Source organism: Rhodocytophaga aerolata (assembly GCF_030503435.1).
Classification (GTDB): domain Bacteria; phylum Bacteroidota; class Bacteroidia; order Cytophagales; family 172606-1; genus Rhodocytophaga; species Rhodocytophaga aerolata.
In genome coordinates, this window is sequence record NZ_JAUKPO010000012.1 from 92010 (window position 1) to 108145 (window position 16136).

Sequence of the window (16136 nt, forward strand, 5' to 3'; positions counted from 1 at the left end):
GCTCAACAGTGGGAGGCAGACAACCATACGTAGCTGCATCTTATCTTTCGCCTTACTACAATTTTTCATACCTTTGCAGCTTATTTAAAGGGCATTAAGGTGAAATATAAGGAATATAAAAATCTAGATTACGCCAAGGTAGGTGAATCTGTATTGACCTATTGGAAAGAGAATAAAATTTTTGAACAGTCCGTCAGTTCACGCGAAGGCAAACCCAGCTTTACTTTCTTTGAAGGCCCTCCTTCAGCCAATGGTACGCCTGGCATACACCACGTAATGGCCCGCACCATTAAGGATATTTTCTGCCGATATAAGACATTGCAAGGTTTTCAGGTAAAACGCAAAGGCGGCTGGGACACACATGGGCTTCCTATTGAGTTACAAGTAGAAAAAGAACTCGGTATTACCAAAGATGATATAGGCAAAACTATCTCCATTGAAGACTACAATAAGAAATGCCGGGAAGCGGTAATGAAGTACACGGACCAGTGGAACGATCTTACGGAGAAAATAGGCTACTGGGTAGACCTGGAACATCCCTATGTTACCTATCATACCGAATATATTGAATCAGTCTGGTTTCTGCTCAAGAAACTGTATGAAAAAGGACTTCTCTATAAAGGATATACTATTCAACCCTACTCTCCTTCTGATGGTACCGGCTTAAGTTCGCATGAATTAAACCAGCCAGGCTGCTATAAGGAAGTGAAGGATACCTCTATTGTGGCCCAGTTTAAAGTAGTGAATGATTCAAAATCAGCCTTTCTTTTTACCAAGCCTGTAGGCGATGTATTTATTCTTGCCTGGACAACTACACCCTGGACGTTGCCATCAAACACAGCTCTGGCTATCGGTGAAAAAATAACGTATGTGCAGGTAAACACATTCAACGCCTATACACATAAACCAGTAAGTGTGGTATTGGCAAAAGAGTTGGTAGGAAAGTATTTCTCGGAAAAGAATAAAGACCTGAAACTATCAGCATACAAACCTGGCGATAAAGCCATCCCTTTTGAAGTGGTGCAGGAATTTACGGGTAAGCAATTAATTGGAACCCGCTACGAGCAATTAATGCCGTACCTGCAACCATTCTATGATGCCGACAAAGCTTTTCAGGTAATTGCCGGAGATTTTGTTACCACAGAAGATGGAACCGGGGTAGTGCATACCTCCCCTACCTTTGGTGCCGATGACTTCCGGGTAGCCAAACAACACGGTATTCCTGCATTAACTATACAAGATGAAGCTGGCAACGAACTGCCTACCGTTGATAGAAAAGGGAAATTCATCCGGGAAGTTGGCATAAAACTTCAGGAAGGAGTTGAGAAGTATAAAATTAAAACACATAAGCCGCTTAGCCCGGATGACTTCTATGTGAAGAATTATACTAATGAAGATGAAAGCCATCCCGATTATAAAACTACGGATGTAATTATCTCTATTATCCTCAAAGAAGAGAACAAAGCGTTTAAGGTTGAAAAATACGAACACACCTATCCGCACTCCTGGCGGACAGATAAACCAGTATTATATTATCCCTTGGATGCCTGGTTCATCAAAACGACGGCAGTAAAAGACCGCCTGGTTGAACTGAATAAAACTATTAACTGGAAACCAGAGTCCACCGGTTCAGGCCGGTTTGGCAATTGGCTTGAAAACTTGGTAGACTGGAACTTATCCCGTTCCCGGTATTGGGGTACACCTCTGCCTATCTGGCGAACAGAAGATGGGTCAGAAGAAACATGTATTGGTTCCTTAACAGAACTAAAAGAAAAGCTTGCCGAAAGCCTGAATGCGAAGGAACTGACAGCAGAGCAGAAACAAAGAAATACATCGTTTATTGAACGTATCAACAAAGGCAATATAGATCTGCACCGCCCCTATGTTGATGACATAGTAATTGTTTCACCTAAAGGAAAACGCATGTTCCGCGAAGCAGACCTCATAGATGTGTGGTTTGATTCTGGAGCTATGCCGTATGCCCAGTGGCACTATCCTTTCGAAAATCAAGAGGTGTTCAATAATAATTATCCGGCAGACTTTATTTCGGAAGGTGTAGACCAGACCCGTGGATGGTTCTTTACCCTCCATGCCATTGCCGGAATGTTATTTGATAGTGTAGCTTTCAAAAATGTGGTTTCTACCGGACTAGTGTTAGACAAGAATGGCAACAAAATGTCTAAACGGTTAGGTAACGTTATTAATCCCTTTGAAACGTTGAAATCTTTTGGTCCGGATGCTACTAGGTGGTACATGATTGTGAATGCACCCCCTTGGGATAACCTGAAATTTAATTTGGAGGGTATTACAGAAGTACAGCGGCGTTTCTTTGGAACCTTGCATAATACTTATTCTTTCTTTGCTCTGTATGCGAATCTGGATAATTTCACTTACCAGGAGAAAGAGATACCTCTGGCCCAGCGAACGGAAAGTGACCGGTGGATTATCTCTAAACTCAATAGCCTGATCAAGAAAACGGCACAAGCCTATGATGAATACGAACCCACCAGAGCCGCCAGAGCTATCCAGGATTTTGTGACGGATGACTTAAGCAACTGGTATGTACGTCTCAATAGAAAGCGTTTCTGGAAAGGAGAGTACAATGAAGATAAAAAAGCAGCCTATCAAACTTTGTACGCCTGTCTGGAAACGGTAGCTAAACTAATTTCACCCATTGCGCCTTTCTATGCTGAGCAATTGTTCCTGGATCTGAATAAGGTAAGCAAACGCGAAGAGGTAGTGTCTGTTCATTTAAGCCACTTCCCCAAGGTAGATGCACCAGCAATAGATCAGAACCTGGAAGAGAAGATGGCACTGGCACAAAATATCTCTTCACTGGTGCATTCTTTACGGAAAAAACATACCATTAAAGTGCGCCAACCATTGTCTAGAATTCTTATTCCGGTGTTGCAAGCAAAAGTAAAAGCGCAAATACAGGATGTAGAAGACCTTATTTTGTCAGAGGTGAATATTAAGCAGGTAGAATATATTGATGATACATCCGGCATACTGGTCAAAAAAATCAAGCCTAACTTCAAAAAATTAGGTAAAGAGTATGGGCCAAAAATGAAAGAAATTGCCGCTCTAATTCAGGCCTTTGGCCAGGAAGAAATAAAGAAACTGGAAAAGGATAAAACGCTTTCTGTTTCGTTGAATGGACAAGCAGTAAATCTGACGTTAGAAGATGTAGAGATAACTTCTGAAGACATTCCAGGATGGATCGTGGCCAGTGAAAATGGCTTAACCGTAGCTCTGGACATTACTATTACTGAAGAGTTGAAAAAAGAAGGAATTTCCCGTGATGTAGTAAACCGGGTTCAAAACCTACGGAAAGATATGGGCCTGGAAGTACAAGACAAAATTAAGATTGATGTACAACTATCCAATGATCTGGTAAATGCTGCCCTGGAATCCAATAAAGAATATATCTGTGCCGAAACTCAGGCATTGGAGCTTAATTTACAAGATCAGGTAGAAGGCGCCAACGCACTGGATATGGATGATTTCATACTAAATCTGAAGATAACTGTGGTGAACTAAGTGTTGACCGACCTGTTTAGGTGCTAAACCTAACAGTTCTAACAGATTAGCCAAGTGAGAAGGCCTCACAGGTTTTAGAAACCTGTGAGGCCTTTTGTTTAGTCTATCTTAAGCTACTTCAGTAGAAGCTATAAAATAATCTTGTACTTCGTTGGGAAGAATTTTGAGCACATTGGCTAACACTAATAGAACCAGCGTTCGAGAGGCAATGGCTCTGGGTATCTGAGCGGCTTTAGAGAACTCATCTACCGTAATCATCCCTTTTACGGCTAAGTGCTGCATGAGCGTACGTTCTTTATCTCCATATGTGAAGCGGATGTTCCGGGCTTTGCGTTCGCCTTTCAATACTTCCCGCATTTCTTTACTGGCTTGCACACTTCTGTCTTTTACCCGTACATATACTTTTCCAAGGTTATTCTCAAAATCGTAAATAACGGAGTGGGGTTTCTGTACACTAGCAGCAATAGCTAAAATAAGCACTTCCCGTTCAGGTTGTACCATTATCCTGCGTAAGGTGTAGGAAATAGCAGGCTTGCAATATTTCTCGATGGCTCGGGTCAGTATGTATTCGTCTTCATCGGCAAATTTTAATCCCGGTATGGATTTATCATCGCCTACTCCCACCAGTAGCAGACCTCCTTCTGTATTGGCAAAGGCTACTATCTCCCGGACAATTTTTTCCGGATGAGTAGCCTTAAATTTAAATTCCAAATGCAACCCCTCCCCTTTCTTCACTAATGCTTTTAACTCTTTCAAATCCATGGCCTTTGGTGAATGAGTTTACTATAAACGATTGACTTAGATAAGTGTGTTAATTCTACTCATCTATTCGTGCACACCAATACCATGCTTAATTCTTCTGACTTGCGCGGAATAGCTTTTGCTTTTCCTCCTTTGTCAGGCTCTCGTAGCCAGACCGTGAAATTTTATCTAAGATGGCATCTATCTCGTCTTGGTTTGGTGTATACGAATTTGGATTGTACGATGCCTTGTTTACATCGCGCCGGTGGTAGGTTACCTTCATGGCAGGCTTACGGGAAAACAATTTTCTAATGCTTTCTGCTACATTGGTTAGTGGCTGGCCCAGATCAGTGCCTTTTTTCAATTGCTTAACAAAAATAAACCCTAACAAGGCGCCTCCCAGGTGAGCTATATTTCCGCCGGCATTGCTGCCAATAGATTGAGCAAAAGATAGAATTACATAAAACGCAGCTATGTATTTAATCCGTACCGGACCCAGCAGAAACAAAAAGAAAGTATAATTAGGCATTAAGGTGGCTGCCCCAACTACTACGGCATATACCGCTGCCGAAGCACCAATCATTCCGGGAAATGAGGAGCGCACCTGGTAATACGGTATTAAGTTATAAATAAGCAGATAGATAATGCCCCCAGCCAAACCTCCCAGAATATATAGATTAATCAAACGCCTGTTGCCCAGATACTCATCTACCAGTTTACCGAACCAATACAGAAACAACATATTGAACAGTATATGAAAAATCTCTTCGTGGGTAAAGAAATAAGTAAATACTGTCCAGGGTTTATAGATAAAATTCCTGATCAACGGAGGAATCATCAACTGATTCGTAATGGTAGAATATACTTCTGGAACTTCAGAAATACTTAGTATCACTCGTAGCAGAATCAGTACAAGAAATACGATCACATTTATCAGGATGATCTGAATGAGTCCGTTATTGGGTTTGCTGAAAGCTCCTTTAAAATCGTCCAGTAGTCCGTTCATGGGTATTAATAAAATTTATTCCGCTGGCTTCCCCAGTATCTGATAAGAATATACGCAAAAAACATTCCGCCGATGTGTGCAAAGTGGGCTACGCTATCGCCCGGGGTGCGGCCAAAACCGGCGTACAGTTCATATAACCCATAAAAAGCTACGATATACTTTGCTTTTATGGGAAAAAGAAAATATAAAAATATTTCTGTGTTAGGAAAAAGCAAACCGAATGCCATCAATATTCCAAATATAGCACCCGAGGCACCTACTGTTGGAATATTAGCCCGGCCATTAAACACTTCTGCTACAACCCTTTTAGAATAATCCAAATATTCAGAACTGGTCGGATTTTCTTCAAAGTCGTTCAGAAAATTATATAACGAGTTATAAGAGTTAGACGCATATTTACTGATAAAAGATACAAACTTTGTAGGAGTAGGCGCCTCTATGTAGGCCTCTGTTGCATTACGCAGCTGGGAAGTTTCATAATAAGTAACACCTGAATGAAGTACGCCTGCACCAATACCTGTAAAAAAGTAAAAAAACAAAAACCGTTTAGGTCCCCAGAAACGTTCCAGCAGCGGCCCGAAAATAAGTAAGCCAAACATATTACCAAAAATATGTCCCCAACCATTTGTATCATGCAAAAACATGTAGGTGACAAACTGGTGAGGCATAAAATAGTCAGAAGTAACCGGATACAACTGCATATACCTCATAAACGGCAAATCCAATGATTGCAAAATAAATATTGCTATAGTAAGCAATAATAAATTCCTAACCATTGGCGTCAAATTAAATCCCATGCGATACGATGATGTCTTAAGTGTATAATTGTTTTTGGTACAAATTGTTAGAATGAAATAAACGATGTTGAGAAATTTACTTGCTTTCTGCTGCTAAAATACATAGAGCTTTGGCCCTAACATAGTTATTTAGCAAAAAAACTATTAATCTTTTCCAGGTTCAATACAACCAGGGTCGGACTTCCATCCGGCGCATAATTGGGATTGGTAGAAGAAAAAAGCTGTTCGATCAGCTTGTGCATTTCTTCAGAGGAGAGCTTTACACCTTTTTTTACGGCAGAACGCCTGGCTAGAGCACGTACAATATTTTCTTTAGCTGTCAGGTCAATTTGTGCTTTATTCCATTTAAACTGCTCAATTAACCCTTCTATGAGGTCTTTTTCGTTCCCTGTAGGTACATCGGCCGGTATCCCTTCTATAACTACCGTGTTTTTTCCCAACAGACGAAAGACAAAGCCCAGTTTAATAATCTCCTGTTGAATCTCCATCAAAATCAAAAAATCAGACGGATTCAAGTCTATCGTCACTGGAAAAAGTAGTTGCTGGGCTGTTGCTGTACTTTCATGCAGGTTCATAATAAACCGGTCGTACAAAATCCGTTCGTGTGCGGCATGTTGGTCTATCAGCATCATACCGCTTTTTACCTGGGCTACAATAAAGCGGTTGTGCAACTGGAATGTAGCTATTTCTTTTTCCGTAGGAATTACTGTAGAAGCAGACTTAGCCATGGGTAAATCGTTGGCTTTGCTTTCGAAGGTAAGAGAAGTAGTTTCTTCCTTACGCTCCTCTGGTATATCCTGCTTTGGAAAATTATTCTGAAATTCCTGATATAAGGCTTTCCAGTTATTCAAATTAGATTTTTCCAGAGGAGACTTTGTGTATGAACCAGCGGCACTCTTAAAACTATCAGCAGATGGCGAAGAAGCAGGCATAGTATCTAATCCCGGAAAATTTACATTAAAGCCAAAATCCAGAGAAGGAGAAATATTATGCGTACCCAAAGCCTTTTTTACAGAAGCTAGAATAATAGCATACACCGACCGTTCATCATCAAATTTAATTTCTGTTTTTGTCGGATGCACATTAATATCTATGTGTACCGGATCAATGTCTATAAACAGCACATAAAAAGGATAGCTTTCATCGGGCAACAAACCTTCAAAAGCTGCCATTACTGCATGATGCAGATAATTGTGGCGTATGTAGCGGTTGTTTACAAAAAAGAACTGTTCGCCCCTGGTTTTCTTGGCAAACTCTGGCTTACCAATGTACCCTGTTACGGATACAAAAGGTGTTTCTTCCTGGCAGGGAGCTAACTGTTCGCGGTAACTTTTCCCATAGATACCTACAATCCGGTGGCTTAACTTACCAGCTTGCAAATTGTATACTTCCTGGTCGTTGTGGTAAAGCGAAAAATTGATTTGTGGATTAGCCAGAGCCACCCGCTGAAACTCGTCCAGAATATGGCGCATCTCCACCGGGTTGGAACGCAGAAAATTCCTCCGGGCTGGTACATTAAAGAACAAATTTTTTACGGCAATGTTGGTACCTGGCAAACTAGCTACCGCTTCTTGTGCTTTGAGTTGCGAGGCCTCCATCCGGATTAAGGTGCCTAATTCTTCGTTTTCCCGGCGTGTACGCAACTCTACTTGCGCTACAGCAGCAATAGACGCTAGCGCTTCGCCCCGGAACCCTAAGGTCCGTATGGCAAATAAGTCATCGGATTGTTTAATTTTAGAGGTAGCATGCCGTTCAAAACTCATGCGGGCATCCGTTTCCGACATACCCGATCCATCGTCAATCACCTGCACCAGAGATTTACCCGCTTCTCTAACAATTAGCTGAATAGTGGTACTGCCGGCATCTATGGCATTTTCCAGCAATTCTTTCACAACAGAGGCTGGTCTCTGCACTACTTCCCCTGCTGCTATCTGGTTAGCGAGTGCATCGGGCAGCAGACGGATAATATCAGACATTAAGCTTTGTTAGATTCCTTGATAAATAAAATAAGCAAGATAAAAATCATCAGCAACGACATAATGCCGTTAAGCTGGAAAATATAATAGGCAAGAGCTACACCTCCGGTAGCAAACAAAATAAGCATTTTATACCACCCATTGCGGCTAACAGTCCGGCTTCTGCCAAAATATCTACCCTCCCGCATATGACCGGAAATGCGGCTGGCAGGCGATAGTATATCTTCTTCAGCTTCTTTTTCCTCAGATGCTTTACTAAAAAAATTGAAGGAAAGTAACCCCTTTTGCTGTAGAATATACAAACAAATAATTACACCTGTAATAATTAAAGCCGGAAAACCTATATAGAGAAACCCCACAAACGTGGCACTCAGCAGTAAGACCAGAAACAGTTGTAAGCCATTCATTTTTCCACCACTCCTGCGCTTGTCACGTACAAAAGCTTCAGAAATTCGTTGTTTAACTTGAAGTTCGTTCACAGAATCGGTAGAAACTGTATTTTCTGAACTATTTAATTCGCTTTTGATTCTTTCAGTACGATTTTTGATTTCCTCCTTTACAGGGTCATAATGCCTGGGTTCGAAGTTGAAACGCTTGTATTTTGGTACACGGACTAAAGATGGTAATTTCATACAGGTGATCAGAGAATATCTAAAATTTATACAAAAATACTTAATTTAAAGCCTCAATAGTATAGCCTTATAGTTTACAAACCCTACTATGTTGAAAAAAGTTTTTGCGCTGTTTCTTTTGCCTTCTATTATATTTTTATCTGTAGCCTCTGAGCATTCCCGTGAACCTTATGTATACAAAGCCAAAGAAAATAAATGGATAGACAGCGTTTTCAACGCTATGTCACCCGATGAGCGTCTGGGCCAGCTGTTTATGGTGGCTGCTTATTCTAACCAGAACGAAAAACACCAAAAAGATATTGAATCGCTTATACAGGAATACAACATAGGAGGGCTGATCTTCTTCCAAGGAGGCCCTGTACGCCAGGCTAATCTTACGAACCGTTACCAGCATGCTGCTAAAGTTCCTTTGTTCATTGGCATGGATGCGGAATGGGGACTCGGTATGCGCTTAGACAGCACCATCAGCTACCCACGCCAGATGACACTTGGCGCTATTACCGATAACGAACAAATTTACCGCATGGGTGCCGAAATAGCCCGTCAGAGTAAAAGGCTGGGTGTACATATTAACTTTGCACCAGTAGTAGATATCAACAGCAATCCTGAAAATCCGGTAATAGGCACCCGTTCGTTCGGCGAAGAGAAAGAAAATGTAGCTGCCAAAGGCATTGCCTATATGCACGGCTTACAATACAATGGCGTAATGGCCAATGCCAAACATTTTCCTGGACATGGAGACACCGGTTCCGATTCGCATGTTACGCTGCCAGTAGTGGCACACTCCAAGCAGCGCATGAGTGAAACAGAATTATTCCCCTTCAAAAAGCTTTTTGCAGACAGCCTAATGAGTGTAATGGTTGCCCATATGCATATTCCTGCGTATGACGCTACTAAAAATCAGGCTTCTACCCTTTCTAAAGCTATTGTAACAGACCTTCTTAAGAAAGAACTGGGTTTTAAAGGGCTTGTTTTTACAGATGCCCTGAATATGAAAGGAGTAAGCCAGTACTATAAGCCTGGCGAGGTAGATGTACAAGCTTTACTAGCCGGTAATGATGTATTACTTTACTCAGAGGATGTACCAGAGGCCATTAAAGGCATAAAGAAAGCCATTAAAACTAAGAAAATTTCACAATCCGAAGTAGATGCCAAAGTAAAAAGAATTCTTGCCGGTAAATATTGGGCAGGTTTACATTCGCCTGCTCGCATAGATCCAACTAATTTACATCAGGACCTGAACAATCCGCAGGCAGAACTGGTAAAGCGTAATTTATATGAACAAGCTATTACGCTGGTAGCTAATGAAAGCAAACTTGTTCCTTTTCAGGTATTAGATACTAATACTTTTGCTTCTGTCTCTATTGGCCTTCCTACAGGGAACGAATTTCAGGCAACCTTAGATAATTATGCTTCATTCCAGCATTATGCGGTAACAGCCGAGAATGCTACCGAACAATACTATCATACACTGGCTGAAAAACTAAGCCATTTTAAGGTAGTGGTAGTAAGTCTGCATAAGATGAACAATGCAGCAACCAAGTCTTATGGTATTAGCTTACAGACACGTACATTCATTGAACGGTTGCGCACGAAAACGCAGGTAGTAGTAGCTGTCTTTGGCAATCCATATAGCTTAAAGTATTTCGATAAAATTAAGCATTTGGTGTGCGCCTATGAAGACAATGAAATTACCCAAAGCTTAGTCCCACAAATGCTGTTTGGCGCAGTTGAAATGAAAGGGAAATTGCCTGTTTCAGCTGCTCCCTTTAAACAAGGGACAGGCATACAAACGGCTTCCCTTAAACGGCTAAGTTACTCAGTTCCAGAAAGTGTGGGCATGAGTGCTGCGTACCTCAACGAAGGCATTGACAGCCTGATAAACTGGGCTATTAAAGACAAAAACATGCCTGGTTGCCAGATACTGGTTGCCAAACAGGGAAAAGTTATATTCAGCAAATCATACGGGCATCTGACCTATGACTCTGTAGAGCAAGTTAAACCTCATACCATTTACGACATTGCTTCAGTAACTAAAGTAGCAGCTACCTTACAGGCCGTAATGTTCCTGCACGAACGGCAATTGCTAGATGTAAATCAGAAAGCATCGTATTATCTACCTGAACTGAAAGGGTCGAACAAAGAAAATATGCTGATACGCGATATTCTGATGCACCAGGCTGGATTGATTGCGTATCTGGCACACTGGGAAAAAACCAGAACTTCCGGCAAGGGTCTTAATTCGAGCTATTATAGTCAGATTCAAAACAACCTGCACTCCCTGGAAATTGCCCCAGGATTGTATGGGATTGAATCTATGAAAGATTCGTTGTGGAAGTGGACAATTGATTCCAGATTATTATACAAACCCCGGAATCAGACGCAACACCGGTTTGAGTATAGTGATCTGGGATTTTATATTATGCAGAAAGTAGCTGAAAGGTTGCTTAACCAGCCCATTGAAGATTTCCTGATGCAAAACTTCTATAGTCCGTTGGGTTTATACCGCCTTACCTTCAATCCTCTCTGCAACTTCGATGAATCGTGTATTGCGCCTACTGAGCAGGACAGAGTATTCCGGGGCCGGCAAATACGGGGAAGTGTACACGACCAGGGAGCAGCTATGATGGGTGGCGTGGCCGGCCATGCAGGGTTATTCAGCAATGCTAATAATCTGGCTATTCTTATGCAAATGAACTTGCAAAAAGGCTACTATGGTGGCAGACGTTATTTACTGGAGCCTACACTACCTACGTTTACCAAAAGCTACAATGCAGGTAACCGCAGAGGGCTAGGTTGGGATAGACCAAGACCAGAAGGCGGCGGCCTGGTATCGGATTTTGCTTCGAGGAATTCATACGGCCATACAGGGTTTACCGGTACGTTTGCCTGGGTTGATCCGGATGAAGAATTGGTCTATATCTTCTTATCTAACCGGATATATCCTAGTGCACATAATGAAAAGCTAATGAAAAACAATATCCGCCGGCGTGTACAAGATATTATATACAAATCTATTATTAACTATCAGGCTACCCATCAGACCAGTTTAACCAGTATCAAAAAAAGATAATTCCGGAAATCCAGACAGTAAAATATGGGAATACGGGTATCCTCTAAGTAATACTCATACTTCTATAGATAGATACAAAGGCAAAGAAGCCGCTTGCAAGGTTGCAAGCGGCTTCTTTGGTTATTTATATAAAGCAAATTCCATTATGGAAAATTAGAACCAACTCTGCGGCTTATTGGTTAAATAGGTGTAATTTGCGAAAACTGTTAAACATCGCAATATACTGTTATATAAACAGCCACTTAATACATGAAATAGCCATGCGTTATTATATATTTGGAATCAATTATTTGAATTCGGCTATTTCATCTGTCCATCTAAAATCCATTATTAGCAGATGAAAATAGGCATTGTTTGTTATCCTACCTTTGGTGGAAGTGGCGTAGTAGCTACTGAGCTTGGTAAAGCCCTAGCAAGTGAAGGACACGAGATTCATTTTATCACCTATACGCAGCCTGCCCGGCTCGATTTTATCAGTGAGAATTTGTTCTACCATGAAGTACCGATCTCTTCTTATCCACTTTTTGAATATCCCCCGTATGAACTGGCATTAGCCAGCAAAATGGTAAACGTAGTTAAGTACGAGCAACTGGATTTGCTGCACGTACACTATGCTATCCCCCATGCTTCAGCCGCCTATATGGCCAAACAAATTTTAAAAACACAGGGAATATACATACCTGTGGTAACCACGCTGCATGGCACTGATATTACCTTAGTTGGTAAAGATCCTTCATACGAACCTGTAGTTACGTTTAGTATCAATGAATCGGATGGTGTAACGGCCGTCTCTGAAAACTTAAAGCAGGATACCTATAATCATTTCAATATAAAAAAAGAGATTGAAGTTATACCCAACTTTATAGATCTGGATAGGTTTAAGAAGCAGAAGAAAGAGCATTTTAAGAAGGCAATAGCCCCACATGGCGAAAAACTGCTGATTCACACTTCTAACTTCCGCAAGGTAAAACGCATAGAAGATGTTATTCTGGTATTTAACGAAGTGCGGAAAAAAATTCCCAGCAAGTTGTTACTGGTAGGCGATGGCCCGGAACGGACAGCTATGGAAAGTCTGTGCCGCCAACTGGGTACCTGTGATGATGTTCGTTTTTTAGGAAAGCTAGATGCAGTGGAAGAAGTACTTTCTGTATGCGATTTGTTTTTAATGCCTTCTGAGAAAGAAAGCTTTGGACTGGCTGCTCTGGAAGCTATGGCTTGCGAGGTGCCCGTTATTTCTTCCAATGCAGGCGGCATACCTGAATTAAACATACACGGCAAAACCGGCCTGATCAGCGAAATAGGTGATATTGCGGATATGGTGCAAAATGCCTTGTATATTCTGAAAGATGAAAACCTACCCGTTTTTAAGAAGAATGCCATTGAACGGGCCAAAGAATTTGATGTAACAAGCATTCGTCCTAAGTATGAGGCATTTTACCAGAAAGTGCTAGAACAATATAAAAATAAAAACCTGCTACCCCATACGAACGAAACTATATAAACTATTTTTGTACAATAACAAGCTTTACATTCCCGATTAATTACCTTATATTCGCCTTGATTATCTTGGATAGCTACTAAAAAAGTTATTATGGCAACAACACATTCCACACCTATAAGACCAAAAAATAAAGGTCAGAAAGTAATTTTCAAAAACCCTATTCTAGAAAGACTGACCAGAACTCATATTGCTGTACCTATCTCTATATTTTCAGTATTTTCTGCAGGCTTAATCTATTATGCGTTTACCTATGCTCAGTTGCCGGCCTATTTAATAGGCACATTATTTTTGAGTGGTTTGTTGATTTTTTCATTTATTGAATATTTGGTTCACCGGTATGCATTCCATATGGATACGGATACTGAATTAAAGCAAAAACTCCAATACAATCTGCATGGCGTTCACCATGAATATCCAAAAGATAAAGGCCGCCTGGCTATGCCACCAGTAGTAAGTGTGTTATTAGCTGTGGGGTTGTTAGTTGCTTTTAATTTTGTGATTGGTGAATATACGTATGCTTTTTTGCCTGGCTTTATTATGGGCTATGCTTCTTATTTATTTGTACATTTTATTGTGCACGCGTATCAGCCGCCCAAAAATCTTTTTAAGATCCTTTGGATAAACCATAGCATTCATCATTATAAAGACAACAACAAGGCTTTTGGCGTTTCCTCACCGTTATGGGATTATGTATTCCGTACATTGCCTTAATGAGTGTATGTTCGCAAAACAGTATCATAAAAAAGCCTGGAATTTTACTTCCAGGCTTTTTTATGATACTTCAATTTGACATTATGATTTGGAGGAAGGTCTGCCTTCCAGCTTATCCGTGTCTACATCCTCTGTAAATTTATTGTTATCAACCGGATTCCTTCGTGGGTCACTTATCTGGTATGAACCTTCATATTGTTCATGGTCATTTGCTTTGGTTTCTTTATACACAGGATCTTGGGTATCAAAATTAATATTCTGATCCCAGTAAGCAGGCATCCCATAATATTTGAATAGTTCATTCAGTTTCTTATAATCCGTTACGTCGCTGGCATCCATTTTTGGCGCATCTTCTATCACATCTTTACCAATAGTAATCTGGTAATCAAACGTATTGGGGTTCATCTGTAAGGCTTCAAAAGGAATAACTTTGTGCGTATCTCCTAACCCAAGCACGCCTCCAAAAGACAATACAGCCAAGGCAATTTTACCATTCGAAGGGTCTACCAACAGGTCCGTAATGTGGCCGTAAGGCTCTCCTAATTTATCTGTTACCTTACCAGAACTCATTTTACTGGTAGGTACAAAACTCATATATCTCATAACTAGTTAGCGTTTAATGCGTAATTAAATTTTATGTATAGTAATGTACGGGTAAATGAGATAGTAGGTTGGAGAAGTTTTGCCAGCCCTGCAAAAGCAAAAGAAGTTTTATTCCTACTGAATATACTGGCTAAGCATGAAATCGTAACTCATTCAAATATCTTTTCATTTTCCAGTATTAGCAAGCCTAAGCGTTCTTTGGAAACGCCTTCAGCAAGTTTATAGGTGAATACTGGCTTGTTGCCTTCTATAGCAGATTCCATATACCGGAATAAAACATTTGGGTAAAGCTTTATTTCTGCTGCCAGCTCAGTGATATGAGAAGAAACAATAAATACACTATTCTTCCATTGCTGCAACCCATCTATTACCAGCTTAGAGCAATCATAGGCATCTTTTACATTGGTTCCCCGGAATAACTCATCAAAAATAAAAAATACAGAAGTATTGTCTTTTAGCTTATCTACTGCCTCCTTTACCCGCATAACTTCACTATAAAAGTAACTGTACCCCGCTGACAAATTATCTGAAGGGCTAATGCTACTAAATATGCCTGTAAACACACTTAACTTTGCACTACCCGCTGGTATGCCCATCCCAATATGAGCCAGATACATAGCCGTTCCAACAGCCTTCAGTAATGTGGTTTTGCCTGCCGTATTTGGGCCTGTTAAAAACAAAAAATTTGTTTGTGAATCAAAGCGAAGATCATTGCTGACGGGTGAGTTAATATACAGATGGTATAGATTATCAAAAACTATATAGGGAGTTTCGGTAGCAACAAATTCCGGAAAAACCAGTTGGTAGTTCCGGATACTTTGAGCCATGGATAAGAATGCATCCATTTCTGCCAATAAATCCAACAGCACAATAATTTGATCTTTTAACTGTACTCTAAAGAGGCGGTCGTACTCTATCACTTCTACAAAATTCATTGTGTTGTGCGCATAATTAGTTAGGGCCCGGCTTATACGTTCTTGCCTCAACACTTCCTGTACTTTCTCTACCCACTGACCTAGCAAATGTGGCAGTGTTTCTTCTTTCAATGAGTCTGTATATTTCTGGATAGTATGCAGAAAAGACAATAGCCTAAAGGTTCCCCCTCTGATATAGGCATATTCACTTTGGTATAGGAGCTGGTAACGGGCAATCTGAAGCAAGGTATCCAGCTTCGTATTAGAGAAAATGGGAGATATATTTGAATAAAAATAGTTTTCCAGGTTAAAAATCTCCTCCTCATGCACCTTAAAAGTACATTTTTCGATATCGGCTACTAAAAACCGTAAGCAGCTCTGTACCGCATATATTTCTTCCTGGCTGGTACAGTAATGGGATAGTTTTTCCCGTAGCTTTATCTTTCCTCTTCTGGTTTTGGTAAAATCAAGCTTAGTTAACAAAGAAGTGTTACCTGATCCGGATTCAAAAATTTCCAGTTCTTTTAAGGTCTGGTTATCGGTTTTTTGCATGAATTTTTACCTGCTGCGAAAACATCTTCCATAATATACAAAAACCGGAGTAAATGCATCTGCCTTACTCCGGTTTTTTATCAGCTCCTT

General features: G+C 40.6%; 11 protein-coding genes. 4 read left to right on the forward strand and 7 right to left on the reverse strand.

Features of this window, described 5'->3' with window-relative positions; genetic code table 11:
* Nucleotides 1-99 precede the first annotated feature (99 nt).
* On the forward strand, nucleotides 100-3540 hold the full coding sequence (gene ileS / locus Q0590_RS19725) for an isoleucine--tRNA ligase (RefSeq protein WP_302039317.1): 3441 nt from the start codon (nucleotides 100-102) through the stop codon (nucleotides 3538-3540).
* Between the two features lie 108 nt (nucleotides 3541-3648).
* Here ileS and Q0590_RS19730 read toward each other — a convergent pair whose 3' ends face one another.
* The 5 genes from Q0590_RS19730 to Q0590_RS19750 form a co-directional block, all read right to left on the reverse strand.
* Nucleotides 3649-4302 carry an AlbA family DNA-binding domain-containing protein gene (locus Q0590_RS19730; protein WP_302039318.1) on the reverse strand — a complete coding sequence of 218 codons (654 nt, stop codon included), beginning with the start codon at nucleotides 4300-4302 and terminating at the stop codon, nucleotides 3649-3651.
* 88 nt (nucleotides 4303-4390) lie between these two features.
* Complete coding sequence (locus Q0590_RS19735; RefSeq protein ID WP_302039319.1) at nucleotides 4391-5287, reverse strand: rhomboid family intramembrane serine protease; 897 nt, start codon at nucleotides 5285-5287, stop codon at nucleotides 4391-4393.
* A 5-nt stretch (nucleotides 5288-5292) separates the two neighbouring features.
* Complete coding sequence (locus Q0590_RS19740; RefSeq protein WP_378410487.1) at nucleotides 5293-6084, reverse strand: rhomboid family intramembrane serine protease; 792 nt, start codon at nucleotides 6082-6084, stop codon at nucleotides 5293-5295.
* 125 nt (nucleotides 6085-6209) lie between these two features.
* The gene (gene mutL, locus Q0590_RS19745; protein ID WP_302039321.1) at nucleotides 6210-8060 is read right to left on the reverse strand and encodes a DNA mismatch repair endonuclease MutL; all 1851 of its coding nucleotides are present in this window, start codon (nucleotides 8058-8060) and stop codon (nucleotides 6210-6212) included.
* Nucleotides 8060-8692: a hypothetical protein gene (locus Q0590_RS19750; RefSeq protein ID WP_302039322.1), complete on the reverse strand. Its 633-nt coding sequence runs from the start codon at nucleotides 8690-8692 to the stop codon at nucleotides 8060-8062. Before Q0590_RS19750 ends, mutL begins: the two co-directional genes overlap by 1 nt.
* An 88-nt stretch (nucleotides 8693-8780) precedes the next feature.
* On the opposite strand from Q0590_RS19750, the gene Q0590_RS19755 reads away from it, so the two are divergent.
* The 3 genes from Q0590_RS19755 (at nucleotide 8781) to Q0590_RS19765 (ending at nucleotide 13977) form a co-directional block, all read left to right on the forward strand.
* Nucleotides 8781-11765 (forward strand): serine hydrolase domain-containing protein, encoded by a 2985-nt coding sequence (locus tag Q0590_RS19755; protein WP_302039323.1) that lies wholly within the window; start codon nucleotides 8781-8783, stop codon nucleotides 11763-11765.
* 337 nt (nucleotides 11766-12102) lie between these two features.
* Nucleotides 12103-13266, forward strand: coding sequence for an N-acetyl-alpha-D-glucosaminyl L-malate synthase BshA (gene bshA, locus Q0590_RS19760; RefSeq protein WP_302039324.1), 1164 nt, complete (start codon nucleotides 12103-12105; stop codon nucleotides 13264-13266).
* 90 nt (nucleotides 13267-13356) lie between these two features.
* Nucleotides 13357-13977 carry a sterol desaturase family protein gene (locus Q0590_RS19765; RefSeq protein ID WP_302039325.1) on the forward strand — a complete coding sequence of 207 codons (621 nt, stop codon included), beginning with the start codon at nucleotides 13357-13359 and terminating at the stop codon, nucleotides 13975-13977.
* 81 nt (nucleotides 13978-14058) lie between these two features.
* On the opposite strand, the gene Q0590_RS19770 is transcribed toward Q0590_RS19765, so the two are convergent.
* Complete coding sequence (locus Q0590_RS19770; protein ID WP_302039326.1) at nucleotides 14059-14571, reverse strand: PRC-barrel domain-containing protein; 513 nt, start codon at nucleotides 14569-14571, stop codon at nucleotides 14059-14061.
* A gap of 158 nt (nucleotides 14572-14729) precedes the next feature.
* Nucleotides 14730-16046: a MutS-related protein gene (locus tag Q0590_RS19775; protein ID WP_302039327.1), complete on the reverse strand. Its 1317-nt coding sequence runs from the start codon at nucleotides 16044-16046 to the stop codon at nucleotides 14730-14732.
* Between the last annotated feature and the right edge of the window lie 90 nt (nucleotides 16047-16136).

Excerpts from the sequence above, each read along its gene's own strand:
- Q0590_RS19730 (WP_302039318.1), bottom strand. The coding sequence starts at position 4,302 with ATGGATTTGAAAGAGTTAAAAGCATTAGTGAAGAAAGGGGAGGGGTTG.
- Q0590_RS19735 (WP_302039319.1), bottom strand. The coding sequence starts at position 5,287 with ATGAACGGACTACTGGACGATTTTAAAGGAGCTTTCAGCAAACCCAAT.
- Q0590_RS19740 (WP_378410487.1), bottom strand. The coding sequence starts at position 6,084 with ATGGGATTTAATTTGACGCCAATGGTTAGGAATTTATTATTGCTTACT.
- mutL (WP_302039321.1), bottom strand. The coding sequence starts at position 8,060 with ATGTCTGATATTATCCGTCTGCTGCCCGATGCACTCGCTAACCAGATA.
- Q0590_RS19750 (WP_302039322.1), bottom strand. The coding sequence starts at position 8,692 with ATGAAATTACCATCTTTAGTCCGTGTACCAAAATACAAGCGTTTCAAC.
- Q0590_RS19755 (WP_302039323.1), top strand. The coding sequence starts at position 8,781 with ATGTTGAAAAAAGTTTTTGCGCTGTTTCTTTTGCCTTCTATTATATTT.
- bshA (WP_302039324.1), top strand. The coding sequence starts at position 12,103 with ATGAAAATAGGCATTGTTTGTTATCCTACCTTTGGTGGAAGTGGCGTA.
- Q0590_RS19765 (WP_302039325.1), top strand. The coding sequence starts at position 13,357 with ATGGCAACAACACATTCCACACCTATAAGACCAAAAAATAAAGGTCAG.
- Q0590_RS19770 (WP_302039326.1), bottom strand. The coding sequence starts at position 14,571 with ATGAGTTTTGTACCTACCAGTAAAATGAGTTCTGGTAAGGTAACAGAT.
- Q0590_RS19775 (WP_302039327.1), bottom strand. The coding sequence starts at position 16,046 with ATGCAAAAAACCGATAACCAGACCTTAAAAGAACTGGAAATTTTTGAA.